This is a genomic window from Falsibacillus pallidus, assembly GCF_003350505.1.
GTDB classification, from domain to species: domain Bacteria; phylum Bacillota; class Bacilli; order Bacillales; family DSM-25281; genus Falsibacillus; species Falsibacillus pallidus.
In genome coordinates this window covers 21436-47181 of the sequence record NZ_QQAY01000015.1, presented here as the reverse complement: position 1 = coordinate 47181, position 25746 = coordinate 21436, and the positions used below count along the sequence as shown (strand labels likewise).

The window sequence follows — 25746 nt, the reverse complement described above, 5'->3', positions numbered from 1 at the left end:
GCAATTAATCACTTTTTGAATTTGTCTGTCATATTACTGAAACATAACTGTAATGTTTTTTAACGTTTACTGTCGAATGGTGGATGTTATAATCGGGTTGGACAAGAAGTTACAATTATTACAAAATGAAATCGTTTTTACATAGAGCGAAATAAATAGACTATAAGGGGAAAATGATGAATAAACAAATGAAGAAACTTGCTTTCAACACGTTATCAGTCATTGGAATCAGCAGTTTACTATTTACATATAATAACCAGGCATTTGCAGAGGATTTACATAGTAAAAAACAAGAAATACATAATCAGCAAGCACAGGTTCAATCGGAAATGAATGATAAAAATGCGGAGCTTTCTGAACTTCAGGCTGACGCAGCAAGCTTGCTGGAAGCCATGGACTCCATCACAGCTAAAGTAAAAGATACAAATGATAAAATGGCCGAAACGACTAAGGATATCGCAGATACTCAAAAAGAGATGGATGATTTAAAACAGAAAATCTCCGATACAAAAAAACGAATCGCACAGCGCGACGAGATTTTGAAGAATAGAGCGCGCGCCATGCAAGTAAATGGCAGCTCAGCTGGCTACTTGGATGTTCTGATGGGAGCCGAAAGCTTCGGTGATTTCATCGATCGCGCGGTGGCTGTATCAACAGTTGTCAAAGCAGACCACAATTTGCTTGAGGAACAAAAGAAGGACAAAGCCCAATTGGAAGAGTCTGAACAAAGCGTTCAGGATAAAATGAATCAATTGCAGGACGATAAGAAAAAAATTGAAGATATGAAAATTCAATTGAAATACCAAATAGCTGAAAAAGAAGCAATCATGAAAAAAATCAAAGAAGAGCAGATCCAAACAAATTTGGATTTAACTGATTTGCAGAATCAGTCCGCTAATCTTTCCAGCCAGGAAAAAGCCATCCTAGCAGAAGAACAAAGACAAGCGGAATTAGCAAGAAAACGAGCAGAAGCAGCAAGGGCAGCTAAAGCAGCTGAAGAAAAAGCAAGAGCAGAAAGAGCGGCTAAAGCAGCAAAATCAGCCCATGCATCAAGCGTAAGCTCACATTCATCAAACGCGAGCTCTCATTCATCAAGTGCGAGCTCCCATTCAACAAGTTCAAGCTCTCAATCAGCTGGTGAAAGCATTACCCATTATACGGCTCCGATTCCAGCCAGCAACACCATCAAGAAAGGCGCAGGTGCCATCGAGTCTGCAATCAGTGCAGGTTCATCAATTGTTGGACGTTCCCCTTACAACTGGGGCGGCGGCCGAAACAGCACGGATATTGCCAACCGCTCATTTGACTGCTCATCATTCGTTCGCTGGGCATATTCTGAAGCCGGAGTAGATCTAGGCGGAATTACTTCCACTTCCACCAATACACTCGTGGGACTAGGAAAACCGGTCAGTGCATCAAATATGAAAAGAGGAGACCTGGTCTTCTTCGACACATACAAAACGAATGGACATGTCGGCATCTATCTAGGAAACGGTCAATTCCTCGACGACAACAGTTCAGATGGCGTATCTATCGACTCCATGAACAATCCATATTGGAAAGCAACATTCAGTGGAGTAGTAAGAAGAGTCGTAGAATAATAGAGTATCTAAGGGACCTGTCAATGTGGCAGGTCCCTTTTTGCTGTTGAAGTATCAAGCACACATTCAATAGGGCTAAAACGTGAGCTGTGAAGGTGAATTAACTATTTTCAAGTGAGTTTTATACGGGGGATGGGCGGTGGAGGCTGATTTGTGAAGAAAATTGTGTATTTGAGGAGGCAGAAGAGTCAAATAGTATTCGAAATAAAGAAAAATAACCCTCCAGATAAATTGGAAGGTCATTTAGACAGTGATTCTTGCACGAAATGACTCGCTCAGCCCCGGCTATGCGCGAAAACATGCTGTCTATGCGCGAATTTTCTTGGCTTATGCGCCAAACCCCTCCTGCTATGAACCGGAAATGGATCCTATGCGCGGGAATCACTATCTTATGCGCCAGCCAGATTCCTGGAGCGTCATACAAGGGCTGCAGTTGGGACAATGAACCTGTCCCCGCGTCCCATAATTGAAATGAAAAAAACCAGACTCTCAGTGTATAGAAGAGGCTGGCTTTTTCTTTTAATGTCCGTACCATTTTTTCCAAATGTCAGAGGAAGTAGTGCATCCATCATCATTTCCCCAGTCGTCGTCATCACCGTGGCCACCGTGTCCGCCATCGTCATGACCACCGCCGCCGCTGCTACCGCCGCACCACCAATCCCACCAGCAATTCCACCAATCATCATCATGATTATTGTTATTATTATAATTCCCATCATCATAATGATCGCCATATCCACCTTTGCCACCATGGCTATCGCCGTATCCACCATTGTAACTGTCAGACGTTTTCGAACCGCTATTGAAATAAGAAAAAATCGTAGAGAGCGAGAAGCTTTGAAAAAAACTATTTGATGAACTCGTATGATTACTGGATGAGGCATAGGCTGAAGTGGAAATAATAAAAAAACTGCTAAGACCAAGGATTAAGAAAAGTATCCTAATACGCTTATGCAATATATGTATATCCCCCTTTTCAAATTAATGTTCTTAATTATAATATTTTATGTTCTCAATTAAGAAAATAATATACTAATTCTTCTGGTTTGTAAATAAAAACTAGAAAAAGTACTATTGCCGGACTTGAGAAAATCATACGAGTGCTCAGTGGGACAATGAACCTGTCCCCATGTCCCAAAAAAAGATCTGAGCGTAATAATTGCTCAGATCTTTTTGGTGTTATTTACTTTTATTGAAATAGCTATGTTTCTTTTATTTAATACTTGAAGCGCCAACCAATGTTTCAGGTTTTTTCCCGAGGATTAAAAGGCTGATTTTGGCATAGCCTGTGTGTTTGCATTCAGAAAAGATTTGCTGCAATGCTTGTGCATCTTCATGATCTTTCAGTTTTTGCACTTCTTTTTTGTATAGACGCAGAACTGAGCCATATACGAAATTTGGAGCGGATTGGCCTGGGTCTTCGTTCATGATGAGGCTGCCCATGTACTGAAATTGAAATTGGAAAGCACGTGTCAAATTCACGACTTCTGCCAGTTTTTCGAACAAGGAAGGGTAGTCTCTTTTGACCTTTTTAATGGCTTCGTTCGTTTCTGTTAGTTCAGTGATATTAGATAAGGTAATCATTCTTTTGTCCTCCTTTTAGTTGTCCCAAGGTTTTTCGATTGAAATGTACTCCGCTAATTCTTTACTTTTTTGTCTACGCAATTTTCGCATTTCTGCTCGTTCTTTCCCTGTTTCATAAAGGAATTTTTCTTCAGAAGTTTCCGGAATGATGTTTGGTACTTCCACTGGCCGCTTGTTTTCATCCAATGCTACAAACGTCAGGAAAGCAGTAGCTGCGATTCTGCGAATGCCAGTCAGCATATCTTCAGCGATAACTTTACAGAAAATCTCCATAGATGTTTTTCCAGTATAAGTGACGAATGATTCCACACAGACGGAATCCGATTGTTGGATAGGGTGGAGGAAGTCGATGGAATCGGTGGATGCCGTCACGCACTCCTTCACTCTTGAATGCCTGCGGGCTGATAATGTTGCCGCATCATCGAGCTTTTTCATCAGGACGCCGCCAAACAATGTATTATAATTATTTAAATCGCATGATAATACTTGAGCAGTATTCACAATACGACTTTCTTTAGCTTTTTTTGCGTTCATTAGATCGTTCATATCATTGCATCCTTTCATGGCTGAATTTTGATTATAGCCAATGGGTTAAAAGGTTTTTTTTGCCTGCAACAAGTGTACGACTGATGAATGATTTCGTAAAATGGTTATATTTCATCTTCTGTATAGCCATCGTCTATGTAAATGCTTACATGTATGCAAGACGTATATACTCCTATTAAAAAACGGCCCTTAATCAGGACCGTTTTCTGTAAAATTAATTATTTTCTTCTTCTTGATTCCCGATTAGCAGCTGTTCTTTTGTAAATTGCAGCCATTCTTTTGCGGCATAAGACATGTACTGATTTTTGCCCCAAATGATTGCTAAATTCCAACTGATTGACGGGTTGACGATTTTAACCGATTTGACATTTTTATTGAGATTATGGCAGACGCTTTCAGGCAAAAGAGAGACGCCGAGCTTGCTCTCTACCATTTCTTCGATAAAGGATCTTTGAGAACTTTCGGATATGATGTGTGGATTAAACCCCACGCTGTTGCAGGAATGCACGATTCGGTCATTCAAGGCAAAGTCTTTATTGAATAAAATAAACGACTCTTTTTCCAACTCAGCCAAGTTGATTACCTCCCGATCCGCCAACGGGTGGGAGGGATGGATGATGAGCTTCAAGTCTTCCTCCATGAACGCGAAATGGTCAAAGAGGTCGTTCTTCGTCGGGAGAACGATCACTCCGGCATCCAAGTTATTGTTGTTGACATCTTCTTCAATTTTTTTGGAACCGTCCTCCACTAATTGAAATGTAATACCAGGATACATTTCGTGATACTGGCCGATGATTTTCAAGAAAAAATGAGCGTTGAATATCGGTGGAAGACCTATCCGAATGTGCCCCTTTTTTAGCCCTGTCAGATTGTCCAGTTCCGTTTCCAGATTTTTAAAAGCAGTATCGATCAATTTTGCCTGCTCCAAGATGATCTTTCCCGCATCCGTCAAAGTCAATTGCTTTCGTGATCGTTCAAAAAGTTCGATCCCAAGCTCCGTCTCCAGGTTTTTAATCATTTTGCTGATGGTCGGCTGTGTGATAAATAAATTTTCCGCTGCACGTGAAAAACTATTGAAATTGGCAACTTCGATAAAATATTGTAGATGTTTGATATCCAAATAAGTGCACCTGCTTGCATTCAAATTGTTTGCCCCTAAAGGAAGAGGATCATTAACCCATCATAGCATTCTGTGGGACGCGGGGACAGGTTCCGCGTCCCAAAAACTTTACGATTGTCTCAGTGAGAAAGGGCATTTCAGCCTCCTTGGCATACGATGCATATGGGCTATGAGCGAAAAAAGGCAAGAAAGTAGAAATTGAGGGTCAATTTTGTAGAGAGGGTGAGACAGATTAGTGGAGAAATTCAACTATTCGAGTCAGGCGGAGGATTAAATTAGAGATAGAATTGAGGCAGAATGACTCTTTGGAAAAGCTAGAGAGTCAAAGTGGAAGTGGTGCCAAGCCGAAATGCCCCTCCATCCTTGAGTTTACCCGAAAGTATGGGGGGACGAAAAACCTGTCCCCATGTACCTAAAGTTCCACCTTTAAATACTCCGGCTTATGATGCTTATAGGCAAATTCAACGTACAGGAAGTTTTTAAATTGATCGAAAACGCGTCGCTCCTCAGAACCTAGTTGGTTGTATTTTTTGATGTCAATGGGGGCGGTAATTCCCGTTTTTTCATGGGGCTTCAATGTAATGAAACGATCTTTAGAAGACGCGCCAAATGCACTATCTCCTTCAAGAAATGGCTGCATCTCTTCTCCTAGAAAATAGCGATCCCTAAAAGATATGGTTTGATTTGTTTTATTAACAATCCAAAAAGAATAGGATATGAAATTTTGATGATTAGCATTTTCATATTCACGTACTTTCACTTTACCATCTTGAATCTGCAAGATCTCACTCTCATTTGAGTTGATTTTGTCCTGGATATCTTTATAGGAAATCTCTGTAAGAAAAGTGTCGATAGGAGGCCCATCAAGGGCTGTCATCTTTTCATAAAGAAACCATCCAATTAGACCAATAATGATAAAGGTAATAGGCACTGTCCCTTTTTTAATCATAAGTTCACTCCTTCTCTTAATTAGTTTAAGGTAAAAATTTCCTATAGTAAATCACTTTTCTGTTAAACTTAAACAAATAGGAGGCGGAAAAATGAAAGCACTTTTGTTAACGATACTAGGTGCGACAACAGCGTGGTTCGTACTTGGGTTCATTCTGAAGGATTTTGGAACACAGTCACTCTTTTCAATGGTAATTGGAATCATCATCGGTTTTAACGTAGGCAAAAAGGAAAGTAGATAAGCAAATGCCGCATAATTATTAAAAAGTTACCGCTTTTTGCCCTCTCACCCCCGGCTATGCACGAAAACAGGCTGTCTATGCGTGACTTTACCTGGCTTATGCGCCAAAACGCTCCTGCTATGAACTGGAAATGGATTTTATGCGCGGGAATCACCTGTTTATGCGCCAGCCGGAATCCGGGAGCGTCATACCACGTCAGGGACTGGGACAATAAACCTGTCCCCGCGTCCCACGCCGGCTACCTCACCTGGGACAGTAAACCTGTCCCCACGTCCCACATTTGCGTTATAATTAAACCAACTATTTGTTTCGAAAGGGTTTTTTGTATGCAGGATTTTTTCAGCCGCAAGAAGAGTGAACTGGGCGTGTCCTTGAATGATGTACAGCGGAAGGCTGTGCTTCAGACGGAAGGGCCGCTTCTTTTATTGGCGTCGCCGGGTTCGGGTAAGACGACGACGGTCATCATGCGGATTGGGTATTTAATTGAGGAGAAGGGAGTGGATCCTTCACGGATAAAAGCGGTGACGTTCAGCCGGGCGTCTGCGTCCGATATGCTGGAGCGGTTCCAGCGGTTTTTCCCTGAACTGCCGCCTGTCGATTTTTCCACAATCCACAGTTTTGCCTTTGAGGTGGTGAGGGACCACTTCCGGAAAACGAGGACTCCGTATGAACTAATTGAAGGAAATCTGCCTTCGGATGAGCAGGGACTTCATAAAAAAATCATCATCCGGAAAATCTTCAAAACGCTGGTTGGTGAAAACATCACGGACAGCCAGATGGAAGAGCTGACGACATATATCAGCTATATCAAGAACAAGATGATCGGCCGTGAGGAATGGGCGACGGTGAAATGCGAAGTGCCAAAAGCGGAGAGGATCCTGAAGGAATACGAAAAATTCAAGCGATCCCATCCAACGAAGCTTCTCGTCGACTTCGATGACATGCTGACGATTGCGAATGATGTCCTCGGGAGCGACCGCCAGCTGCTATGGCAGTACCAGCAGCGCTATGACTATGTGCTGACGGATGAGAGTCAGGATACTTCGCTTGTGCAGCATGCCATCATGGAAAAGCTTGTGGAGGAACACAAAAATCTGTGCGTAGTGGCGGATGACGACCAGTCGATCTACAGCTGGCGTGGAGCGGAGCCGCAGTACCTTTTAGATTTCAAAAAAGTCTATCCTGACGCGGAAATCCTTTTTATGGAGCAGAATTACCGCTCATCAAAAGACATCGTGACGCTTGCAAACCAGTTCATCAAGCGGAACAAAAATCGCTATGAGAAAAATATGTTCACGGAAAATCCGCCGCATCAGGATATCCAAATCAAAGAGCTTTCGGATTACAACGACCAGGCTGGGTACCTGGTCAAGGAAATCAAGAAGATAAAAGAGCTTGGAGAAACGACGGTTTTATACCGGAATAACTCATCATCCATTTCGCTCATGAACGAGTTTGACCGGGCTGGCATCCCTTTTTATATGAAGGATGCAGACAACCGGTTCTTTTCTCACTGGGTGGTGGAGGACGTCAAAAATTTCATGCGCATGGCCTTTACTGACAAACGGCCGGATATTTTGGAGAAAATCCATTTGAAATTCAACGCTTATTTAAGCAAGCAGCAAATGCAGGAGCTGATGAAAGTCCGGAACGGGGAGTCGGTCTTTGATAACCTATTGAAATTTGCCTCGCTGAAGGAATATCAGATGAAACCGTTGAAGGAAAGCCGGAAGATTTTCGCGGATATGAAGGAAATGAAGCCGAGGCTTGCCATCCAGACCATCAGGAACCAGCTTGGCTATGAGAAAGCATTAGAAAAGATGAGCAAAAATCTCGGATTCCGCATGGATTATCTCCTTAGCATTTTGAACACGCTGGAGGAAATTGCAGCAGATCTCAAGTCACTCGAGGATTTTGCTAAACGGCTGAGCCATCTCGAATCTGTCCTTAAAAACGCCAAGCGGAAAAAAGGGCAGAATGCTGTCACGTTTTCCACTTTTCACAGTTCAAAGGGACTCGAATTCGAACGGGTCTATATGATCGACCTTGTGAACGGCGTCATCCCGGCTCAGGAAGATTTGGACGATCCATTGCTGATGGAAGAAGCGACTCGGCTTTTCTATGTCGGCATGACTCGGGCCAAAAAAGACCTCGAACTCATTACTTATCGTACAAAAGACGGGAAGAATGTCGGACAATCCCGTTTCGTAGGAAATGTGAAATACATTTTGGACCCGCCGAAACCAAGAACAGGTTCGGTCAGAAGCGGCGTAGTCATCGGTCAAAGAAGTGAAAAAGAACCGGTCAGAAAAGTGAAAGGCGTCCCGTACAACCCGAATGCCATCAAACGTGCAGAAGAGCTTTTGGCTGGCAACGACGTCAAGCACAGGGTATTTGGTACGGGAACCATTGTTGAAATCGACGGAGACGCGATGCAGATCAAGTTCCCTTCCAAGGAGAAAACTTTATCCATTGCAACTTGTCTGGAAATGGGACTACTAGAGCCTGTTTAAATTTATAAAATGAAAAAGATTGATAGAATGAAGGCCTTCCTTACATGGGGAGGCTTTTTTGTATAGAAAACAAGGGGATTGGATGAAATGTGTAGAAGTTAAGGTGTGGACTATACATAGGAAAGTAGGAAAGAACAATGGACACACATATTCTCGCCATTTCAGGCGGCGGCTTCTCAACAGAAGAAAATTCATTTATCGATGAGTACTTAGTGAAAATCACCAGGAAACAGGGGCCGTTGAATATCGCCTTTATTGCAGCAGCAAGCAATGACGCACAAGAATATATTGATGCGTTTTATCATGCATTTCAATCAGAAAATCCAAGCCATTTAACAATAAAGGACTTTGAATCCCCGAATATTCAAGAGGTTGTGAATGATTTGGATATCATATATGTAGGCGGCGGTGATACGCGCTTTATGGTTGAAATTTGGAAAAAGACAGGATTCGATCAAGTATTGAGGAATGCCTATCAAAACGGCATTATAATAGCCGGAATCAGCGCAGGAGCCATGTGCTGGTTCGAAACGTGCTATAGCGAGAATGAAGAAGACAAATATGAAGAATTCCCGGGATTAGGTTTTTTAACAGGCAGTTTTTGTCCGCATTACAATGATTTAAAGCGTCGAATTGAATTTGACAATTGGGCAGCTGTCCAAACAAATATCAGTACGTTCTATCGTCTGGAAGACAACGAAAATCTTCATTTTAAAAATGAAAAACTGGCTGCGAAAATCATCACTTAAAAAATTATACGCCCTCGGCTGCAATCTCTTCCGTATGAACCAATTGAGAAAGATAGCTGTTTAAATCAAACTGTTCCTCGGAAATAAAATCAGTAATTGTAAGAGAGTTAGTGTTTAGCATTTTGAATTCCTCCTGTTTGGTTTGTTAACTCTATCATTCCCAAATTTTCAGACTTTTAATCACGTAAACTAAAAAAATTTCAAAATGGGAAAAAGGATACAGACCATCTGTATCCTTATATTCTAGGCTTCTTCCGTGATATCCAGTTTTACGAGCTGCCTGTGGTCAAAGAATTTTTCAAAAATGAGGCCCATCACATAGAAAAATACCAGCCCGAATCCGATGTGGATCAAAGTGAAACGGGCTCCAAATGAGGAAAACTCGTATACTAGCACTGGGAGTTTTGCCGTTGTCCAGGCACCGAGGAAAAACACGATGTACCGGATGCCTGCTCCTTTTTTCAATAAAAGGGCCGCAATCGGAAAGGCCACATAGAGGGGACCTGCTGCGACCACTCCCATTAGAAGGGAGAAAAGTACGCCGTAAAAACCTGATTCACTTCCCATATATTTGATCAGTGTCTCTTTCTCGACCCATTTATCAAGCAAACCGACAAAAATTAAAACAGGAGGAAGCAGCACCAGCATATTCACGATGCTGTTTCCTGTAAGCCGGAATGCCTTCCAGCCCATTTCTCTGTTAATGAAAGTCAAAACGATCAGCCCTATTACTAGCAGGATAAAAAAGCGATATTTCTTGATTTCCTTCATGTCATCACCACCCAAACAATCAGAGAGAAGAGAAGGGACATCACTAATGCAGAAGCGTTGCGGGAGTAGGCAAAGCTTCGTCCGAACATTTTTTGCTCCATCGGGATGGAAGTGATGCCGACCGCCATTAGTGTGGACATCAAAGTGGCTACTTGGGGAAGTCCTGCGCCATTGTGCACGAGTGCAGCGCCAAGCGGAAAGACGACAAAGCTTGGGATCAGTGCAATGGAACCGATGAAGCTGGAATAAATGACCCCCATGATCCCAGATTGTTCTCCGACCATCGAAGAAATGAACGATGGCGTCAAAATCGATAAAGAAAGCCCGACAAAAAGCATGATGGCCAGTACATCAGGCAGAACATTGCGAAACATATTCCATGCTTTTAAGAGTGCCCCTTTCGTTTTTTGACGATCCTTCGTATAAGAAATGCTCAAGAGCACAAGCGCAATCGCATAAAGGATCACACCATTAATCATGACTGGACTCCTGCCAATGATTGTATTTCGTTAGGAAGAAAGACAAATTCCTCATTTTCTCCTCAATGTCCCTTTGGAATTCCCCGAGTTGTTTCTTGCCTTCCTCCGTGACCCGGTACATCTTCACCGGCTTATCATGATGTATGGTATCCACATAAGACTCAATAGCCCCTTCATTTTCTAACTTTTTCAGCGTGCGATAAAGAATGGCGCTATCGATCGGATTGACCGGCAGTTCCTCCTCACATTTCTGCAAAAGCTGCCCGCCGTAGCTGTCGCCTTCCGTTAAAAATAACAATAGAAAAGCACCTGTATGTCTTCCTGTATGTTTCATAAAAAAACCTCCAATTCATTCATCGATGTAAACTGCTGATAACAGTATACTGCGGTTAACAGTATAGTGTCAATGACAGTAAAAATTCTATATTTTTAAAAAGTAATATGAATCTTTTTCCAAAAATTTACGTATACCAACTAATTGTCTAAAAATGGGAGGGGTTTTGTGAACTATCTTTCAAAGGTGGTCATTCAAATCGTATTATGGGCTTTTTCTACATTTTTGTTTATCAGTATTTTGTTCCTTCCGGTAAATACCAATTTTAAGGCTGGGGAGAGCGGTGAGTTTCAATCTGCAGAATACAATTACAGCTTTAAACACCATGTGGAGAATATGAAATTTTTTATTTCTTATATTAAAGAAAATAAAGGTCTAGGAGAAGAAAGTCCTGGCAGATCCTATATGTCTGTAATTGGAGATAAAGTGAAGAAAAGTTCCTTCTTGATCCTTCCTGCTTTGTTCTTGGGATTTGTACTTGGAATTATTAAAGGGATTCTGGATTTTCAGTGGAGTAATAAGAAATTAAACTTCTTAGGGAAAGGGACGACTTGGCTGTTTTTATCGATTCCGGATATATTTTTTATTATCATGATTCAGATTGGTCTAATGTTTCTTTATCATAAGGGACTTTTCATTCATGTAGATCTTTTTGGCAGTGACAAGGTTGAGAATTATGTGATGTGTATCCTGTTTTTAGCGATCTATCCGATTTTTTATATCGCAAATATCACAAATGCCAGCCTGCAGGATGAGATGGGTAATGATTATATCCGGACGGCAAAATCCAAGGGTACTGGCAGCTTTAGAATCCTTTATATACATATTTTAAAGAACGCCATGGCTATCATTCTATCTCACGCCAATACCGTCACACTTTATGTTCTGTCAAATTTGTTCATTGTAGAAAAATTGACGGACTTCAAAGGTGCTGGGTATGGGTTATTCCAAGCGGTCTTCCATGGATCCAGCTTTCGAATCGGTCTTAATGTTGGGATCGATGGGATTTCTGCAGTAGGCTACACAATATTCTTCACCTTAATCATATTGTTTACCAACATTCTTGCACAAATAGGAAAAACACACCTATCACCACATAACGTGGAGGTGTCTAGATGAACAGATCATTAGGGCTGGGTTTGAGTCTGCTTGTTTTTCTTTTCTTGATTTCTATTTTCGCCCCTTATTTGCCGTTTGTTGACCAGTCTTTAAAACCACATTTAATGAGGCAATCGTCAGAAGGAATGTTAGAAATTGCTCCTTTCCCGCCATCTAAAGAATTCCCGATTGGAACGGATTTTAATGGCATCGATTTATTAAGCAGACTCTTGATGGGAGCAAAAGAAACACTTCTAACCGTTTTAGGGATTTGTGTACTCCGATATATTTTTGCCATCCCATTAGGTATTCTAAGTTTCTACTCAAGGATCATCCGAACCATTTTATTTGTTTGGAACCGGGTGTTTTCATTTTTGCCTCCTATTTTCTTTATTATCATTTTAGTAGGAAGCCCCTTTATTAGTTTTTCCAGTAATAGATATCTTCTGTTTATGTTCGTCATTGCCCTTGTGGAAGTTGGGAGGGTGGGGGATATTTTTTATCAATTTATGAATCAGCTATCGCGAAAACCATATATTGAAGCAGGTATCGTAGGAGGCAACTCGAATTTTAGAATGATCCAAAAATATTATTTGCCTCCTTTAATTCCTCATATTATCATTCAGTTTTTTTCAGATTTGGGAAGGATTATGTTTCTCATTGGTCAATTAGGTATCGTAGAAATCTTTTTCAGTGTGAAATTTGTTTCCCAATTAGGGGGATCGTATAAAGCCATCAATACGACGAATATTTGGCCAATCTTTTTTGTGGATATCACAAAGCATATTTGGGCACATGCATGGATGCCGATTACTGGTGCGTTGGCAATAGGAGTAACCATCTTTACTTTTTCCCTCCTAAGCAACGGATTCCGCAAATATTTTAATCAAAAATATAAGAAGAATAATGGGGTCGAAATTTAGGAGATGTATGGGGGGATTTATTTTGAATGGTAAATACGCCATCGGCCGAACAGTAAAAGTCATAGAGGACAAAAATAGAAAAGAACTGTTCACGGGTGAAAAAGAAACCCGATCATTCCCAGTGAGTATATTTTATCCCACTGTAGAAAGAACTGGTGAGCAAGAAAGGAATCTTACATCGCTTTTCTACCCTGCCATTAAGAAAGCCGTTGAATTCTTTGGCAATGCAGGCATATCTGAAGAAAAGCTGAATGAAATAAAAATTCCGGTCAAAGAAAATGCCAAACCTGTACAGGGATCTTCTTTTCCAATCGTCCTCCTATCGCCAGGCTTTGGAATTGACCGGGATCTATATATGGAAACAATGACGGCCTTAGTGCAAAAAGGAATTGTCGTTGTAACATTGAGCGTTCCATACGACAGTTTATTCACAATCTATCCGGACAATAAAGTCATTCCACAAGCTGATAGATTCCCAGATGACCGAATCCAGGTGAATACGAGAGTTGAAGATATATGCCTTGTGTTGGATTACTTGGAAAAGTGGAATCAAAGAGGATCTTTTGAAGGGATATTTGACCTCGAGAAAATTGGGTTGATTGGACATTCTCTAGGCGGGGCGGCTGTTTTCAATGTCGCTGCTATCGACAATAGAGTCAAGGGAGCTGTATTGTTGGATGCCAGTATGCATTTGATTGGCGACGTAATGCCTAATGTACCGATCTTGAACCTTCGTCAGGAAGCTGCATCTTATGAGGAATATTTAACGGTAATTGGAGATGACCAGGAAAAAGCAAGATCCTACCTAATGAATCAACAGAGGATGTACCGCATGTTGCAGTCAGGAAGTTTATTTATGAAAGTTGTTGGCGCCAACCATCTAACTTTTTCTACCTTAGGGACTTTGATTTTTGGAACTAATCCAGTGGTATCAGATGCTATTCTGGAAGCAGTTTCAACATTTTTTGAAGGGCTTTTTAATTCAAGAATTAAACTTCCAGGGCAAAGGATTAAAAATAAAAATTTGGTAGAAATCAATGGAAGCGGACATCCAATTCATAATCATAGAGATTGATAGGAGATAACCAATGAACCCATTTTATGCGTACCACATTGTAACGAGGCAAAAAATGCATCTCGGTCAGGTAATTCACTTTGATGAAAATCAAAAAATACCTTGTATCGATTTTTCTTCGAGCGGGAGCAATTAAATACCAAAGGGGAAGACTTTTTCAAAATCATGTATGGAAAGTATTCAGCAGAAGGACTGGCTTTGAATAAAGAAGATGCAGATGTGGTTGTGAGGTATGCGGATCAAACGATAAGAGCCATCAGAGAGACCATTGCAGAAATGGTCAGGTTGCAGGAGTTTCCGGAATATCCGTCCCGCCTGTCATGCTTATATGCATCAAAAACATATGGAGAAGCCTTGAATTGGAAGGAGTTATTTGATTCGTACAACCGCAAAGTTTTGCAGATTGTGAAATTGAAAGTTGATGGCTCTTCCTTTGAAGGTGATGGCAGTCTGCTGCCGAAAGAAGATGGACTTCCATTTGCACAGAAAATTGAGCAGGCAAGAACATACTGGAAAGGGAATGTCCATAATGAGCTGCCAGAGCTGCTGATCAATGGAAAAATTGAAGTGGTTGAAATAATAGAAGATTTTACTCGGGCCGAATAGTTTTCAACAGATAAGAAAAGGGGAACTCACGTGGACAATAAGATAAGAAAGTCACAAACAGATAGGTCTATAACCGGCGTTTGTGGAGGCATAGCGGAATATTTCGGTATCCCTTCTTTGTTCGTAAGGCTGATATTTATTTTTTTGCCTGCCAATATTCTTGTCTATATCATTCTTGCAAATACCATGCCGGATAGTCCTCAGGGTTTATAACGTCTTGGGCATTTGCAATCAACCACCATTCAAGCCATCCTTGAATGCTATTTTTCTCATATTCAAGCATCACTTGATACACAGAATTGCGGCAGCTTGCTAGAATGAAACCAAATAATAGAAATGGGGTTGGATGATGTTTGATATGAGAAGAGTGGGGAAGCAGATTGCCCATCTAAGGAAAGAAATGAAAATGACCCAAATGGAGCTGGCGGAACAGATGGGTGTCAGTTTTCAAGCCGTCAGCAACTGGGAGAGAGGCGAGACGATGCCTGATATTTCAAAGCTTCCTGACCTGTCGCGTATTTTCCAGGTAGAGATCGATGAGATTCTTACTAATGGAAAAGGGACTCAGTTGGTAAAAGGGGTAATTGAAAATATGGATGACACATTTATTGAAGAGTTGGAGAATCCGAAAGAGGAATTTATGAATGCTGCACCTGTCCTTAAAATGGAGCAGGCGGATTCGATCTTCAATCAATTGAAAGCGGAAATAACGATAGATGAGTTGTCCATCCTTGCGCCGTTTATCAGCCAGGACTATATCGATGAGTGGGCCGCAAAAGAATTTGGTGAAAACGGAATATCCTCTCTGGCCGCTATTGCTCCTTTTTTAGGTCAAGAAAAAATCGATGAATTTGCTGTAAAGGATTTTGAACAAAAAGGCATAGCAGAGTTAAGCAGCATTGCACCTTTCGTCAGTCAAAATACTTTAGATGAATGCGCGAGGAGCAGCTTTGAGAAGGAAGGAATCTCTTCCATCGTAGCTATTTGTCCATTTATCGAGGGAGAATTATTGAACGAGCTTGCCCTTGAGGCGATAGCAGCAAAAGGAATCCAAGAGATTGCACCAATTCTCCCGTTCTTAGATTCAAGGGATTTTAAGGTGGTTACCAAATAGATGGGATTTTCAAAAACACATTCAGTCGGTGGATGTGTTTTTTATCATTTTTCATAAGTCATGCTGCCATTATCTTTTGTGTCAATTTGCGTGTCTATGTCAGTATCTTTCTTGGCTTCCTTACTGAATTTTAACAAAGCATAAACATTATCAGTTTTCCGTGATGATTTGGATAGCTTATTGTTAATTTCATTCAAAAGAATCAATCCTCTAAACAAACAACCAACCACAATTCCAAAGGCTATCAAGGCGCCGAAAAACGGTCCCATTAGTATTAAGAGGTAACCCAGGATGGTCCCCAAAATAATTAATACCAGAAGATTCATACCAGCCAAATCATACACATCCTTCGTTATTCATACATAAATTCCCATTAATCATAACATAGCCACTAATCATTTTCTGAAAATTCCTTATAATTTTTTCTATATTTTGATAAAATTAACAATAAGTAACTAATATAGGTTTCAAAAAAGAAAGGAAGTGCTGCAGATGATGTACGACAGCTTCCAGGCAATACTATATAATTTCTTGATTTGGTGGATTATCTGTTTGATTTTTCAGCGGATTACCAACAGATATCCAAGTCCGAATTCATGGAAAAAAGATGTGCTGATTTCTTTGATATACAGTGTCGTCATATTAATTCTTTTCCCGCTATTCTGGAAAATGTTTAGAGGATGACGAACTACTCTAATGAATGGGTGATAGGGTCATGGTGATGAAAATTCTGCTCATCATACAATTTTTCATCATTCTTTATTTAGTGAAAAAAATAAAGAAAATCGAGAAAATGAGCGAACGGCAGCAATCGGAAACGAATGAAATGATAGTGCTGTTGAAAAGGGTCAGTCATGGAATGAAGAACGATGAATAGACAGGAACAGACAACATTGAAAAGTGATATTGATCGGCATTTCTTAAAACTTGCTTTGCAAGAAGCTGAAAAGGCATTATCGGAAAACACTTATCCGGTTGGGGCGGTCATTGTTGATGAAAGAAACAACATCATTTCCAAAGGGCGAAATAGGGTACACGCTCAGCAGGATCTAACAGCCCATGCCGAAATCGGCGCCATTAGAAATGCAGGTCCGCTAATTTTAGAGGGAAAAACGCAGAGGAAACATTTCACCATTTACACCTCACTGGAACCATGTCCTATGTGTACAGGTGGGCTCTTGTTTGCCAATATCAAAAGAGTAGTCTGGATTAACAATGATGATGAAGGTTTCGGCGGATATCGAAAGCTAAGGGATGCCAACATCTTTGATAAGCGATTTCATGAGGTGGAAGTCATGGAAGAACCATTCCATGATTTAAAAGTAAAACAAATGGCATTGTTGGATGAATGGGAACTGAATCCGAATAATATTAAAAATCTTCGAAAATCCGCCAATGTACAATAAGGAGGCAATCTATTGAAAAAACTCGCACTGCTTCTGCTTGTAGGCTGCTTAATCACTGGATGTTCCCAGAAGGATTCCAAGGATGAGCGATTGAGCATAATGCAATCCGGCAGCCATGTGGCCATTGTTGAAGGAGAGGGGCTTCTTGCTCCGAGAGTCTGCATCCAAAATAATCAACAAGAAAAAAAGACACTCGAGCCATTTTTAATCTCGTTTGATGTAAGTGACAAATTAAAGCCTTTCATCAAGGAAAACTACATGCAAACACTCGACAGCCGAAATATGGTCAATGAGAAGGATACAGACTTTTCAGAGGCGCCCCCGAAAGGAAAAACGTTTTGTACAGGAATCACAATGGAATTAAAAGATCTCAATTCAAAGGAAATGAAGAAGATGATTGAAGATGGTGCGATAAAAGCATCCATTACGGAATTGAATGGCGATGTGATCACATCCTATTCGCTGACGAGCCCAATCATCGTACATTAGAAGGGAGGATGAAGGTGTGGCAAGAGCTTTATTAAAAGGAATGGAAGGAGTCTTCATCCCGGTAAAAGATCCGGAGCGGTCGGCCAAATGGTATGAGGATGTGCTAGGATTCAACCTTGTATATATTGAAGAAGAGGCTGCCGTCATGAGAATTGCGGAAGGGGCACAGACTGTGGTATGCCTCGTCCGGACGGAAAATCATGCGCCGATGAAGTTTCCCGAGAATCGTTTTGGCGTAGGGAAGTATTATAATTTCATTCCAGAAGATATAGATGAGGCGCATAGAGTTCTACAGGAAAAAGAGATAAATGTTACGCCAATCGGAGGAGATGGCAGCGCGAAATTCTTTACATTCTATGACCCGGACGGAAATCCATTAGGGGTATGCCAGTGAGGGGGAGATGAAATGATATTCACTTTGAAACTGATTTTAATGATACTTGGGTTCATTGGATTGATTGTGGTTATTAATATGGTTTTGCGTAAGATTTTGAAGGCAGGTAAGAGATCGAGGTCTACTGACTACTATGTGAACGATAGGCATAGAAGGATTAATAGAACGATTCAATTTTTGGGTCTGGTAATTTTATTACTGCAGTTCATTTTAGTCCTAAAATATGACCATCTATATGAGTCTTGGTATTTAAAACCCTATAATCTCTTTTTACTTTATCTTATTTCCTCTGAAACCTTGCGGGCCGTAATGGAAAAGATGTATGCAGAAAATAAGAAAGCATACCTTGAACTACGTTTCAATTATTGTTCACATGCACGATGATTGGTGTGTTGTACTCCACCGATTTCTTTGGGTGGTTTGGGTGAGGCTGTTCCAGCGGCAATATAATGGCATCCTAAAATTTAGAATGTACTGCATTTGGAATGAGCATAAGGGGCGAGTGGGGTGACTTTTGAAGGAAAAGTGATTTTGGTTACCATCGGAGTTTTTGTAATTATCATGGCTTTCCACATGGTTATGAGAAAAATTTTGAAAGTCGAAAAGGAGAGCTGGTTTTCGAACGACTATGTGAATGAGGGGCATAAAAAAATTGACAGGACTATACGAATTAGCTGTCTTGTTCTTATTTTTGTCCAATTCATTATTCAAGCGGAATATGGCTTTTTCAACTTGGCTTGGTATTTGAAAATACCTTATCCAGTGATTCTGTATCTTATAGTGTCCGAGATAACAAAGGTCGTAATGGAAAAAAAGTACGCCGAGAATAAAAATAAATATCTCGTGACAACATTTCAATTATTGTTTAATTACATTTTGATATGTACTTTAATTGCAACAAGAGTTTTTGGATGGCTAGTTTGAGGTTGTTCCAGTAAGGGAGGGATTACTATGACTTTCGGAGTAAAACTATTTTTAGTGTTGCTTGGCATCTTTATAGTGATGTTTGCTATCAATTTGATTTTGAGAAAAATATTTAAAGTCGAAAAATCGAACTTGTTTTCCTATAACCATGTGAATGGTCGGCATAAAAAGGTTGACTGGACGATTCGGATCAGTGTGATGGTGCTTATAGTCATTCAGTACGCTTTCAATGCAAAGAATGATTTTATCAACACTCCGTGGTATCTGCAGACATATAGCCTCATGTTCGTGTTCATTGTTATCACTGAAGTTGTGAAAGCCTTTATGGAAAAGAAGTACGCCAAAAATAAAAATCAATATCTAGTGACTGCGTATCAATTATTGTTTCTTTGCATCCTCTTAGGTGCAATGTTTTCCACACATTTCTTTGGCTGGTTCGATCAGCAGATGAATATCCCTTCATAGGTTACATATAAGACGCGCGGTTTAAAGGAGTGGAATCCTCCTCAACCGTGCGTCCTTTAATTTTGAATAACAACGTCAGCCTGCACTAATGGATTTTCTGCCTCAACATAATAATCCTCCGCTTTCCAATACCGTTTCTGGAATTTTTCAATCTTCCTCTGAGTCTCTTCACTCTCACGGCTAAATCTCTTTTCTCTCGGACAATCTACATATATCACCCGATTATAAAAATGTCTCCATTCTTTTCTCTGCAGAAAAACGCCTTCTATAATAATGAGGCAAGTATCCGGCAACTGAATGGTAACCAGTTTTTGAGCATCGGAAACATCCTCATACTTAAGCAGCTGGAGTTCATCCGCATCTCTCAGTTTTGCGTAAAGGTTTTCTTCCAGCCACTTCACATCCCATTGCAAATGATAATACTCATGCCACTCATCAAAGCCGGTGTTGTAGCGCTTTTTCCTTTCCACAATGTAATCGTCTATGTGAAAAAGACAGACAGAAACATTCCTATCCCGAAGTTCCTGCACAATTTTTTCGGTCAATGTTGTTTTGCCAGAGCGGCTCAGGCCGTCGATTCCAAGAATGAATCTTTGGCCATGTTCAAGAGTCGGGATGGTGCCCATTATCTTTTGTATGATGTTTAACCGATTCATTTCATGTTCTCCTTCATTTTACGGATACTCCTACATTCTCTTTTTTCAGTATAGTATCCTGCTAGGCATCATTCTCATTTTCTATGAAAAAAGTTAATTGACCTATTACGCTGCCTGTCCCAATCGAATATAGTAATAGCAAGCCAGACAGATTTGGCTGAATGTTCATTCACTCATTTCAAAACAGTGATGCCTTGCTGGGGGCAAAGCTTTAAGGGAGATGAACGTTTTTTGCAAAGCAACAAGAGAAGTCGTATGCTCGGCCACCACCACCTAAAAAGTTACGTGCGTTTGGATTTATTCAAGTTTTAAATTAATAGATGATTGATAAAGCAGTCTGGAAGAAGGAGAACTTCTGGGCTGCTTTTTGCGTTAATTGAACGATTTTCTAAAGCGAGAAGGGATAGGAAGGGTGAATATGGAAGTAGTTCTTATAACTAAATGAGGAGTTGAATACAATGGCCAAAATTACACCATTCTTAATGTTTCAAGGAAATGCAGAAGAAGCGCTCACATTCTATATGGATGTGATTTCAGAATCGGAAATCCTCCATATGGAACGGTATGGTCCGGACGAAATGGGCAAGGAGGAAGGGACCTTGAAGAGTGCCACCGTTACATTTAAGGGGCAGGAATTCATGTTTTTCGAAAGTCCCATCAAGCACGAATTTGACTTCACCCCGTCGTTCTCCATTTTTATTACGTGCGATACAGAAGAGGAAATTGACTCGTACTATCAAGCGCTCAGCCAAGATGGACAAGCATTGATGCCCCTTGGCGACTATGGATTCAGCAGGAAATTCGGCTGGGTCAATGACCGGTTTGGAGTCTCCTGGCAGATGGAATGGAAGTAAGCTATATGAAAAAATTAAATAGTGCTATGTCTCAGGGGGAATCGTTTTGAAAGTATTTCTAAAAGTTTTGCTCATCTTCATTTTTGCGTTTGCCGGCTGGTTTTTGAATAGCTTTACAATCGATCAATTTGATAGAATTGGCAATTTAACTATGCACGGTGCCGGGCTTGTCTGCGTATTCTTTGCCATGTTTACAGCGTTGAATTTATTTGATAAAGAAAACAGTTCAGGAATGATTGAAGGCGAGAAAAAGAAGCGCGGGATCGAGTGAATAGCGTTGCAAGTGTGATTAAAGAGCAGAATAGTGATAGGAAATTAATGAAATGATCTTCTCAGGAGCGCTAGATGGGCAGAATGCTGGTTGATAATGAGGGAAGTGTTCTTTTGGAGGGGAATATGAAGTGAATTAGATAGAAAAACGGGATGGATTCTACTTATCGATAGTCTCTATGCGCGAAAAACCTTTGCTTATGCGCCGCATTTCGTGGTCTATGCGCCAGAAATCCTTCGCTATGCGCGGGACTATGCATCCTATGAGCCAAAAACAGCCTCCTATGCGCCAGCGGCAAATTCGCCATCCGAATGAGCATAATCCGCCGACAAACCTCGACCCTATCCGACAAAAACCGGGGCGTGACAGGCACCTTTTAGGCACTTTTGAAATACATCCCAAATAAAAAAAGACCACCTCAGGTCTTTTTTTATCACTTATCCAAACGCCCTTCCACCAGCTCCCGTTCAAGCCTTGAGATTTTGGCCTGAATCCTTTTGAGGTTTTCCTGCGTTTCTCGGATCTGCTGCTGCACGGCCGCTTCATGCTGTTTCATCATCTCGATCCGCACCGGGGTGTTCCCATCTTCGCTCATGGACCAATCGACGAACTGCTTGATTTCTTTGATCGGCATACCTGTGTCCTTCAGACAGAGGATGAGTTCTAAAAACCTTAGTGTATCTTCATCAAATACCCGGTCGCCTTTTTCCGTGCGTTTCAAAAAAGGCAGGAGCCCCTGATTGTCATAGTAGCGGAGCTGGGAGATCGACAAATTCTTCATTTTCGCCACTTGTCCGATGGTATAATTCATTTCATTTTCCTTTCGGCATTACCAAGGAATGATGCCATTTTTATTTAAGATTTTACCATGATAATTGGTTTCGCTTAAAGCGTAGTCCACAATAATTTCAGCACCTTCTGCAGGGGTCTTGCCGCCAGGGGCATTCCCGTTCAAATCCGTGGTTGTGAATCCAGGCGTCACACCGAATATTTCAGGACCATTTTCTCCGAATTCTTTGCTGAATGCCAATGTCAGTGAATTAACAGCAGTCTTCGAAGAGTTGTAGCCCAAAAGGTTCAAAGGACCAGCCTCGCCGTTGTCAAACATCGTCTGGGACGCCATATCAGTTGTCAAATTGACGATTTTACCGCGGGCCGCTTTTTGAACGAGCGGCAAGAAAGATTGAATCATTTGGAACGTTCCAAAGAAATTGACATCAAACCCCTGGCGAAGTGCTTCCACTTTCAACTTGCTTGGCTTGATATTGAAGTCCACGGCAATCCCGGCATTGTTGATTAACAAATCCAAGTGGTCCGTTACTTCTTGAATCTGTTTGAATGCCTCTTGGATGGATTCCGCATTCGAGATATCCACAAGCACGAGCGATACATTTGGAAGTCCTAAAGACTCGATGGCTTTCTCACCGAGCTCCGGATTGCGCGCTCCCAAGAATACATGGTAGTCCTTTTCTGCTAATTGGCGAACGGCTTCATATCCGATCCCTTTATTCGCACCTGTTACAAACGCATATTTTGTCATCATTATTTCCTCCATTAATTACGATATTTTGTTGATAAATTAAAGATACAACCTAAACCTGAGTTGAGGTCAAGGGGTAGGAGTGAAAAATTTTGACTAAATAAAAAAAGACGTGGAGTCCACGTCTTTTCCATCTTGCTTATCTTCCGAATGCGTCTTTTACTTTACCTACATGTTCTTGCGCTTTTCCTTTGTCTTTATCATGCTCGCCTTCAACGATCTTTTCAGGGTCGTTTGTCATTTTGCCCCATTCTTTTTTCATTTCGCCTTTCGCCTGGTTACCTTTTCCTTTTAATTGATCTTCTTTACCGTTGCCATTCATTTAAAATCCCTCATTTCGTTTTATTTTTTGCTTAGGTATTAAATAGCCGTTGAGGACGCCTGATAAACACATTAACGTAGGGTAACATTTACCAAAAGGAAAGTAAGTTAGGGAAATGTAAAATATGGGTATACTAATTTGATGCATATTAAGTAAAATAGAGAAAAGGTTGTTTATATAGGGAGTTGTGGATATTGGAGTTTCAGAACAAAGATCCTAAGAAAACCGTATTTAAAGAGAAAGTATTAAATAGTAAATTTGTTGTCTATACCATCATTATCTTCATATTAAGTATGACGATCCTGGCATTGTCAAAAATCGGATTTGTGCTCGTACCGTTCATCATTTTTATACGGACGATCTTCCTTCCGATGATCCTCGCAGGAGTCTGCTTCTATCTATTTAACCCGATCATTGATTTCCTGGAGAGGAAAGGCTGCAAGCGGGTTCTGGCCATTGTCCTCTTATATGTGGTCATCATCGGCGCCATTACCGTAATCGTGTCTTCCGTCATTCCTCCATTGAAAAATCAGATTCAAAGCGTTGTCGACAACGTACCGGATATCCGGAAGGAATTCAAGGATTCAATCCAGACGCTCTCACATAATCCATATGTTCAGAAGGGGCTTGAATCGGCCAATACGAATATCGATAAAATGACCAAAGACGTTACAGGCTATATCCAAAAATACGCGTCGGGCTTTTCACACGGGCTGATGACGTTTGTCGGCACGGTGACTGAAATTGTCCTTTCCGTTGCGGTCCTGCCGTTCCTATTGTTCTATCTATTAAAGGATGGAAAAAATGTCCCGAATTACATCTCGAAGTTTCTGCCAAATAGAAGCCGCGGGGAGGCCAAGTTGATTCTGAAAGACATGAACCATGCATTGAGCTCCTATATCAGGGGTCAGATATTTGTCTCATTATGTATCGGGGTGCTGCTTTTCATCGGCTATTTAGTCATTGGCTTGGACTACGCCTTGCTGCTCGCCGTCATTGCGATGGTCACCAACGTGGTTCCGTATCTCGGACCGTTCATCGCCATCTCACCGGCATTTGTCATTGCCGTCATCGATTCGCCGTTCATGCTGCTGAAGCTGGCCATCGTATGGGTCATTGTCCAGCTCTTGGAAGGAAAGCTGATTTCGCCGCAAATCATGGGACGAAGCTTGGAAATCCATCCGATCACCGTCATTTTCGTCATCTTGACTGCCGGCAACCTGTTCGGAATCGTCGGAATCATCCTCGCTGTTCCGGGATACGCTGTCTTGAAAGTAATCATCACACATCTCTACCAATTCATCAGACTGAATTCTAAACTGTATTCAGACCGGAAAATTGAAGTGGATGATCCAGTAGAATGATAAATGCCTGTCCTTATTGAAAAGGGACAGGCATTTTTTTATGAGTTCAGCTTCCATTTCTTTTTAAAGCCCACCAATACAACTCCGAAAAGGATGCCGATACTAGTTAGCATAGTAATATGAGATGAAATGATTCCATAAACAACTCCGATAAGCATCAGGGTTAATAAAACTAGCGCCAGCTTTTTTGACATCTTGCATTCCTCCCATTTTATGTGTAATTTATCTACGGATATAAAAGGAAAAAGTTTCAATTTATAGGGAAATTCATAACGGATGTTGCCCTAGTGTATTCTTTTGAGCTATGATAGTATGAATTGTTACTAGAGATAGGGTGGATGATAAAATGATTAAAATTGAGATACCAAAAGTAGATGTTTCCATTACGGAAAGACAGCAAAATCCAGCGGACAATGAACCTGTAATCAAGTCAGTGCAAGGGTTCATCGACCTTCATAAAATTCCAAGGGACAAAGGCGGCATCATCTTGTTTTATAACATCAACGACGAGCTCTTGTTTGTCGGGAAAGCAAGAAAGCTAAGACAGCGTGTTGTTAAGCATCTGGAAGACAACGTGTCCCCATTGAAAAAATACCGTGATGAAGTGTACCGCATTGACGTTATGATCGTCGACGAAGCGATGGACCGTGAAATCTATGAAACGTACATCATCAATGAACTAAAAGCAAAATACAATATCGACAAAGTATTTTACAAATAAGAAGAGAAAAAATCGAGTATGCATGAGCATGCTCGATTTTTTTAGTTGTGGAGGGGAATTCCGTCTTAAAATGATGGATTCCCGTTCTGGAAATGAAAAAAATGAGCCGGAATTGATTTCTGTGATAAAAATGGCTGGGAAACATGGGTGATTTTCTATACAGTCATGTTATATGCGCCAAAATTGGTTGTCTATGCGCTAATTTCCAATTCCTATGCGCGAGAAAACCATCCTATGCGCCGCTGCAGCCCGGCTATGCGCCAAACGCCACTGTCTATGCGCCAGCGGCAAATCAACCACAACCATTTGACAAAAACCGGGGCGTGACAGTCACCTGGAACTTCATTTTGTGTAATGAGGATTGTTGAATTTATGGAATATTTTTGAAATAATGAGAAGCAGGAGGTGATTGGTTTGAAAAAAGGATTATCATATTTAATTCCACTATTCGTTACAACACTGGTTCTTTTTTATTTGGTGGCTGGCTGGTTGTCAACAGATCATCCAGCAATCGTATTCTTTCTCGCAATGATGTGTGCGGATAAAATCGTTGAAAAAAATGGATGGCTGATTGAATTTTATGAAGAAGGAATCTCAAAGAAGCCTTTGGATGACATGAAAAAAGATCGATGAGTAA

General features: G+C 41.0%; 35 protein-coding genes and 1 pseudogene. 22 read left to right on the top strand and 14 right to left on the bottom strand.

All coding sequences use genetic code 11. From position 1 onward, the window contains the following. Positions 1 to 176: 176 nt before the first annotated feature. The gene (locus DFR59_RS16510) at positions 177 to 1601 is read left to right on the top strand and encodes a C40 family peptidase (RefSeq protein WP_245948511.1); all 1425 of its coding nucleotides are present in this window, start codon (positions 177 to 179) and stop codon (positions 1599 to 1601) included. A gap of 416 nt (positions 1602 to 2017) precedes the next feature. Here the strand turns inward: DFR59_RS16510 and DFR59_RS16505 are convergent, their stop codons facing one another. From DFR59_RS16505 to DFR59_RS16485, 5 genes are all read right to left on the bottom strand, one after another. Then, on the bottom strand, positions 2018 to 2353 hold the full coding sequence (locus DFR59_RS16505) for a hypothetical protein (protein ID WP_147278279.1): 336 nt from the start codon (positions 2351 to 2353) through the stop codon (positions 2018 to 2020). Positions 2354 to 2813: 460 nt separating this feature from the next. Next, positions 2814 to 3185 carry a hypothetical protein gene (locus DFR59_RS16500; protein WP_114746765.1) on the bottom strand — a complete coding sequence of 124 codons (372 nt, stop codon included), beginning with the start codon at positions 3183 to 3185 and terminating at the stop codon, positions 2814 to 2816. Positions 3186 to 3200: 15 nt separating this feature from the next. Continuing rightward, complete coding sequence (locus DFR59_RS16495) at positions 3201 to 3719, bottom strand: acyl-CoA thioesterase (protein ID WP_114746807.1); 519 nt, start codon at positions 3717 to 3719, stop codon at positions 3201 to 3203. A gap of 226 nt (positions 3720 to 3945) precedes the next feature. Continuing rightward, positions 3946 to 4851 (bottom strand): cidABC operon transcriptional activator CidR, encoded by a 906-nt coding sequence (gene cidR, locus DFR59_RS16490; RefSeq protein WP_114746806.1) that lies wholly within the window; start codon positions 4849 to 4851, stop codon positions 3946 to 3948. Positions 4852 to 5263: 412 nt separating this feature from the next. Beyond that, the gene (locus DFR59_RS16485; RefSeq protein WP_114746764.1) at positions 5264 to 5800 is read right to left on the bottom strand and encodes a hypothetical protein; all 537 of its coding nucleotides are present in this window, start codon (positions 5798 to 5800) and stop codon (positions 5264 to 5266) included. Positions 5801 to 5891: 91 nt separating this feature from the next. On the opposite strand from DFR59_RS16485, the gene DFR59_RS20150 reads away from it, so the two are divergent. The 3 genes from DFR59_RS20150 to DFR59_RS16475 all read left to right on the top strand — a co-directional run bounded on the left by DFR59_RS20150 (position 5892) and on the right by DFR59_RS16475 (position 9303). Continuing rightward, positions 5892 to 6041 carry a hypothetical protein gene (locus tag DFR59_RS20150; protein WP_158538431.1) on the top strand — a complete coding sequence of 50 codons (150 nt, stop codon included), beginning with the start codon at positions 5892 to 5894 and terminating at the stop codon, positions 6039 to 6041. A 326-nt stretch (positions 6042 to 6367) separates the two neighbouring features. Continuing rightward, positions 6368 to 8554 carry an ATP-dependent helicase gene (locus DFR59_RS16480; protein WP_114746763.1) on the top strand — a complete coding sequence of 729 codons (2187 nt, stop codon included), beginning with the start codon at positions 6368 to 6370 and terminating at the stop codon, positions 8552 to 8554. 137 nt (positions 8555 to 8691) lie between these two features. Further along, positions 8692 to 9303, top strand: a complete 612-nt coding sequence (locus DFR59_RS16475; protein ID WP_114746762.1) for a Type 1 glutamine amidotransferase-like domain-containing protein — start codon at positions 8692 to 8694, stop codon at positions 9301 to 9303. 243 nt (positions 9304 to 9546) lie between these two features. On the opposite strand, the gene DFR59_RS16470 is transcribed toward DFR59_RS16475, so the two are convergent. The 3 genes from DFR59_RS16470 to DFR59_RS16460 are packed head-to-tail and all read right to left on the bottom strand — an operon-like array spanning position 9547 to position 10887. After that, entirely contained in the window at positions 9547 to 10074 is a 528-nt protein-coding gene (locus tag DFR59_RS16470) for a permease (RefSeq protein WP_114746761.1), read from the bottom strand. Then, complete coding sequence (locus DFR59_RS16465) at positions 10071 to 10553, bottom strand: hypothetical protein (protein ID WP_114746760.1); 483 nt, start codon at positions 10551 to 10553, stop codon at positions 10071 to 10073. The genes DFR59_RS16470 and DFR59_RS16465 overlap by 4 nt, the downstream gene beginning before the upstream one ends. Continuing rightward, positions 10546 to 10887, bottom strand: coding sequence for a PadR family transcriptional regulator (locus DFR59_RS16460; RefSeq protein ID WP_114746759.1), 342 nt, complete (start codon positions 10885 to 10887; stop codon positions 10546 to 10548). Before DFR59_RS16460 ends, DFR59_RS16465 begins: the two co-directional genes overlap by 8 nt. Positions 10888 to 11055: 168 nt before the next feature. Here DFR59_RS16460 and DFR59_RS16455 point away from each other — a divergent pair, with 168 nt between their 5' ends. The 6 genes and pseudogenes from DFR59_RS16455 to DFR59_RS16430 all read left to right on the top strand — a co-directional run bounded on the left by DFR59_RS16455 (position 11056) and on the right by DFR59_RS16430 (position 15703). Beyond that, on the top strand, positions 11056 to 12006 hold the full coding sequence (locus DFR59_RS16455) for an ABC transporter permease subunit (protein WP_114746758.1): 951 nt from the start codon (positions 11056 to 11058) through the stop codon (positions 12004 to 12006). Next, positions 12003 to 12908 carry an ABC transporter permease subunit gene (locus tag DFR59_RS16450; RefSeq protein ID WP_114746757.1) on the top strand — a complete coding sequence of 302 codons (906 nt, stop codon included), beginning with the start codon at positions 12003 to 12005 and terminating at the stop codon, positions 12906 to 12908. Before DFR59_RS16455 ends, DFR59_RS16450 begins: the two co-directional genes overlap by 4 nt. Positions 12909 to 12930: 22 nt before the next feature. Continuing rightward, on the top strand, positions 12931 to 13983 hold the full coding sequence (locus DFR59_RS16445; protein ID WP_158538430.1) for an alpha/beta hydrolase family protein: 1053 nt from the start codon (positions 12931 to 12933) through the stop codon (positions 13981 to 13983). A 13-nt stretch (positions 13984 to 13996) separates the two neighbouring features. Then, positions 13997 to 14589: pseudogene (locus tag DFR59_RS16440) on the top strand (DUF2441 domain-containing protein). A gap of 30 nt (positions 14590 to 14619) precedes the next feature. Continuing rightward, on the top strand, positions 14620 to 14802 hold the full coding sequence (locus tag DFR59_RS16435; RefSeq protein WP_114746755.1) for a PspC domain-containing protein: 183 nt from the start codon (positions 14620 to 14622) through the stop codon (positions 14800 to 14802). Positions 14803 to 14938: 136 nt separating this feature from the next. Then, entirely contained in the window at positions 14939 to 15703 is a 765-nt protein-coding gene (locus DFR59_RS16430) for a helix-turn-helix domain-containing protein (protein WP_158538429.1), read from the top strand. A gap of 44 nt (positions 15704 to 15747) precedes the next feature. Here DFR59_RS16430 and DFR59_RS16425 read toward each other — a convergent pair whose 3' ends face one another. Next, the gene (locus DFR59_RS16425; RefSeq protein WP_114746753.1) at positions 15748 to 16038 is read right to left on the bottom strand and encodes a hypothetical protein; all 291 of its coding nucleotides are present in this window, start codon (positions 16036 to 16038) and stop codon (positions 15748 to 15750) included. A 380-nt stretch (positions 16039 to 16418) separates the two neighbouring features. Here DFR59_RS16425 and DFR59_RS20145 point away from each other — a divergent pair, with 380 nt between their 5' ends. The 7 genes from DFR59_RS20145 to DFR59_RS16390 all read left to right on the top strand — a co-directional run bounded on the left by DFR59_RS20145 (position 16419) and on the right by DFR59_RS16390 (position 19381). Next, complete coding sequence (locus DFR59_RS20145; RefSeq protein ID WP_158538428.1) at positions 16419 to 16580, top strand: hypothetical protein; 162 nt, start codon at positions 16419 to 16421, stop codon at positions 16578 to 16580. Next, positions 16573 to 17109 (top strand): nucleoside deaminase, encoded by a 537-nt coding sequence (locus tag DFR59_RS16415; protein ID WP_425454722.1) that lies wholly within the window; start codon positions 16573 to 16575, stop codon positions 17107 to 17109. Before DFR59_RS20145 ends, DFR59_RS16415 begins: the two co-directional genes overlap by 8 nt. Before the next feature lie 12 nt (positions 17110 to 17121). Next, on the top strand, positions 17122 to 17598 hold the full coding sequence (locus tag DFR59_RS16410; protein WP_114746751.1) for a hypothetical protein: 477 nt from the start codon (positions 17122 to 17124) through the stop codon (positions 17596 to 17598). Positions 17599 to 17638: 40 nt separating this feature from the next. Further along, positions 17639 to 17992 carry a VOC family protein gene (locus DFR59_RS16405; protein ID WP_425454724.1) on the top strand — a complete coding sequence of 118 codons (354 nt, stop codon included), beginning with the start codon at positions 17639 to 17641 and terminating at the stop codon, positions 17990 to 17992. A gap of 12 nt (positions 17993 to 18004) precedes the next feature. Next, positions 18005 to 18376, top strand: a complete 372-nt coding sequence (locus tag DFR59_RS16400) for a DUF4181 domain-containing protein (RefSeq protein ID WP_114746749.1) — start codon at positions 18005 to 18007, stop codon at positions 18374 to 18376. A 177-nt stretch (positions 18377 to 18553) separates the two neighbouring features. After that, positions 18554 to 18916: a DUF4181 domain-containing protein gene (locus DFR59_RS20600; protein WP_425454723.1), complete on the top strand. Its 363-nt coding sequence runs from the start codon at positions 18554 to 18556 to the stop codon at positions 18914 to 18916. A 27-nt stretch (positions 18917 to 18943) separates the two neighbouring features. After that, positions 18944 to 19381, top strand: a complete 438-nt coding sequence (locus DFR59_RS16390; RefSeq protein ID WP_114746747.1) for a DUF4181 domain-containing protein — start codon at positions 18944 to 18946, stop codon at positions 19379 to 19381. Between the two features lie 56 nt (positions 19382 to 19437). On the opposite strand, the gene DFR59_RS16385 is transcribed toward DFR59_RS16390, so the two are convergent. Next, on the bottom strand, positions 19438 to 20007 hold the full coding sequence (locus DFR59_RS16385) for a kinase (protein WP_114746804.1): 570 nt from the start codon (positions 20005 to 20007) through the stop codon (positions 19438 to 19440). Positions 20008 to 20495: 488 nt separating this feature from the next. Between DFR59_RS16385 and DFR59_RS16380 the strand changes: the two genes are divergently transcribed. After that, positions 20496 to 20891, top strand: coding sequence for a VOC family protein (locus DFR59_RS16380; RefSeq protein WP_114746746.1), 396 nt, complete (start codon positions 20496 to 20498; stop codon positions 20889 to 20891). 46 nt (positions 20892 to 20937) lie between these two features. Continuing rightward, positions 20938 to 21162 carry a hypothetical protein gene (locus DFR59_RS16375; RefSeq protein ID WP_114746745.1) on the top strand — a complete coding sequence of 75 codons (225 nt, stop codon included), beginning with the start codon at positions 20938 to 20940 and terminating at the stop codon, positions 21160 to 21162. A gap of 433 nt (positions 21163 to 21595) precedes the next feature. On the opposite strand, the gene DFR59_RS16370 is transcribed toward DFR59_RS16375, so the two are convergent. The 3 genes from DFR59_RS16370 to DFR59_RS16360 form a co-directional block, all read right to left on the bottom strand. Then, positions 21596 to 21973, bottom strand: coding sequence for a MerR family transcriptional regulator (locus tag DFR59_RS16370; RefSeq protein ID WP_114746744.1), 378 nt, complete (start codon positions 21971 to 21973; stop codon positions 21596 to 21598). 18 nt (positions 21974 to 21991) lie between these two features. Then, entirely contained in the window at positions 21992 to 22702 is a 711-nt protein-coding gene (locus DFR59_RS16365) for an SDR family NAD(P)-dependent oxidoreductase (RefSeq protein ID WP_114746743.1), read from the bottom strand. 139 nt (positions 22703 to 22841) lie between these two features. Beyond that, positions 22842 to 23024 (bottom strand): CsbD family protein, encoded by a 183-nt coding sequence (locus DFR59_RS16360; RefSeq protein ID WP_114746742.1) that lies wholly within the window; start codon positions 23022 to 23024, stop codon positions 22842 to 22844. Positions 23025 to 23218: 194 nt separating this feature from the next. On the opposite strand from DFR59_RS16360, the gene DFR59_RS16355 reads away from it, so the two are divergent. Continuing rightward, positions 23219 to 24388: an AI-2E family transporter gene (locus DFR59_RS16355; protein WP_245948510.1), complete on the top strand. Its 1170-nt coding sequence runs from the start codon at positions 23219 to 23221 to the stop codon at positions 24386 to 24388. 38 nt (positions 24389 to 24426) lie between these two features. Here the strand turns inward: DFR59_RS16355 and DFR59_RS20140 are convergent, their stop codons facing one another. Next, positions 24427 to 24582 (bottom strand): hypothetical protein, encoded by a 156-nt coding sequence (locus DFR59_RS20140; protein WP_158538427.1) that lies wholly within the window; start codon positions 24580 to 24582, stop codon positions 24427 to 24429. A 152-nt stretch (positions 24583 to 24734) separates the two neighbouring features. Between DFR59_RS20140 and DFR59_RS16350 the strand changes: the two genes are divergently transcribed. Together DFR59_RS16350 and DFR59_RS16345 are read left to right on the top strand one after the other, a co-directional pair. Next, on the top strand, positions 24735 to 25109 hold the full coding sequence (locus DFR59_RS16350) for a nucleotide excision repair endonuclease (protein WP_114746741.1): 375 nt from the start codon (positions 24735 to 24737) through the stop codon (positions 25107 to 25109). Between the two features lie 414 nt (positions 25110 to 25523). Further along, positions 25524 to 25742 carry a short-chain dehydrogenase gene (locus tag DFR59_RS16345; RefSeq protein ID WP_114746740.1) on the top strand — a complete coding sequence of 73 codons (219 nt, stop codon included), beginning with the start codon at positions 25524 to 25526 and terminating at the stop codon, positions 25740 to 25742. Positions 25743 to 25746: the final 4 nt, after the last annotated feature.

What these genes read in the sequence shown, in the direction of transcription:
- DFR59_RS16510 (WP_245948511.1), top strand. Translation starts at nt 177, where the DNA reads ATGAATAAACAAATGAAGAAACTTGCTTTCAACACGTTATCAGTCATT.
- DFR59_RS16505 (WP_147278279.1), bottom strand. Translation starts at nt 2,353, where the DNA reads ATGGTGGCAAAGGTGGATATGGCGATCATTATGATGATGGGAATTATA.
- DFR59_RS16500 (WP_114746765.1), bottom strand. Translation starts at nt 3,185, where the DNA reads ATGATTACCTTATCTAATATCACTGAACTAACAGAAACGAACGAAGCC.
- DFR59_RS16495 (WP_114746807.1), bottom strand. Translation starts at nt 3,719, where the DNA reads ATGAACGCAAAAAAAGCTAAAGAAAGTCGTATTGTGAATACTGCTCAA.
- DFR59_RS16485 (WP_114746764.1), bottom strand. Translation starts at nt 5,800, where the DNA reads ATGATTAAAAAAGGGACAGTGCCTATTACCTTTATCATTATTGGTCTA.
- DFR59_RS20150 (WP_158538431.1), top strand. Translation starts at nt 5,892, where the DNA reads ATGAAAGCACTTTTGTTAACGATACTAGGTGCGACAACAGCGTGGTTC.
- DFR59_RS16480 (WP_114746763.1), top strand. Translation starts at nt 6,368, where the DNA reads ATGCAGGATTTTTTCAGCCGCAAGAAGAGTGAACTGGGCGTGTCCTTG.
- DFR59_RS16475 (WP_114746762.1), top strand. Translation starts at nt 8,692, where the DNA reads ATGGACACACATATTCTCGCCATTTCAGGCGGCGGCTTCTCAACAGAA.
- DFR59_RS16470 (WP_114746761.1), bottom strand. Translation starts at nt 10,074, where the DNA reads ATGAAGGAAATCAAGAAATATCGCTTTTTTATCCTGCTAGTAATAGGG.
- DFR59_RS16465 (WP_114746760.1), bottom strand. Translation starts at nt 10,553, where the DNA reads ATGATTAATGGTGTGATCCTTTATGCGATTGCGCTTGTGCTCTTGAGC.
- DFR59_RS16460 (WP_114746759.1), bottom strand. Translation starts at nt 10,887, where the DNA reads ATGAAACATACAGGAAGACATACAGGTGCTTTTCTATTGTTATTTTTA.
- DFR59_RS16450 (WP_114746757.1), top strand. Translation starts at nt 12,003, where the DNA reads ATGAACAGATCATTAGGGCTGGGTTTGAGTCTGCTTGTTTTTCTTTTC.
- DFR59_RS16430 (WP_158538429.1), top strand. Translation starts at nt 14,939, where the DNA reads ATGTTTGATATGAGAAGAGTGGGGAAGCAGATTGCCCATCTAAGGAAA.
- DFR59_RS20145 (WP_158538428.1), top strand. Translation starts at nt 16,419, where the DNA reads ATGGTGATGAAAATTCTGCTCATCATACAATTTTTCATCATTCTTTAT.
- DFR59_RS16415 (WP_425454722.1), top strand. Translation starts at nt 16,573, where the DNA reads ATGAATAGACAGGAACAGACAACATTGAAAAGTGATATTGATCGGCAT.
- DFR59_RS16405 (WP_425454724.1), top strand. Translation starts at nt 17,639, where the DNA reads ATGGAAGGAGTCTTCATCCCGGTAAAAGATCCGGAGCGGTCGGCCAAA.
- DFR59_RS16400 (WP_114746749.1), top strand. Translation starts at nt 18,005, where the DNA reads ATGATATTCACTTTGAAACTGATTTTAATGATACTTGGGTTCATTGGA.
- DFR59_RS20600 (WP_425454723.1), top strand. Translation starts at nt 18,554, where the DNA reads ATGGCTTTCCACATGGTTATGAGAAAAATTTTGAAAGTCGAAAAGGAG.
- DFR59_RS16390 (WP_114746747.1), top strand. Translation starts at nt 18,944, where the DNA reads ATGACTTTCGGAGTAAAACTATTTTTAGTGTTGCTTGGCATCTTTATA.
- DFR59_RS16385 (WP_114746804.1), bottom strand. Translation starts at nt 20,007, where the DNA reads ATGGGCACCATCCCGACTCTTGAACATGGCCAAAGATTCATTCTTGGA.
- DFR59_RS16380 (WP_114746746.1), top strand. Translation starts at nt 20,496, where the DNA reads ATGGCCAAAATTACACCATTCTTAATGTTTCAAGGAAATGCAGAAGAA.
- DFR59_RS16370 (WP_114746744.1), bottom strand. Translation starts at nt 21,973, where the DNA reads ATGAATTATACCATCGGACAAGTGGCGAAAATGAAGAATTTGTCGATC.
- DFR59_RS16365 (WP_114746743.1), bottom strand. Translation starts at nt 22,702, where the DNA reads ATGACAAAATATGCGTTTGTAACAGGTGCGAATAAAGGGATCGGATAT.
- DFR59_RS16360 (WP_114746742.1), bottom strand. Translation starts at nt 23,024, where the DNA reads ATGAATGGCAACGGTAAAGAAGATCAATTAAAAGGAAAAGGTAACCAG.
- DFR59_RS20140 (WP_158538427.1), bottom strand. Translation starts at nt 24,582, where the DNA reads ATGTCAAAAAAGCTGGCGCTAGTTTTATTAACCCTGATGCTTATCGGA.
- DFR59_RS16350 (WP_114746741.1), top strand. Translation starts at nt 24,735, where the DNA reads ATGATTAAAATTGAGATACCAAAAGTAGATGTTTCCATTACGGAAAGA.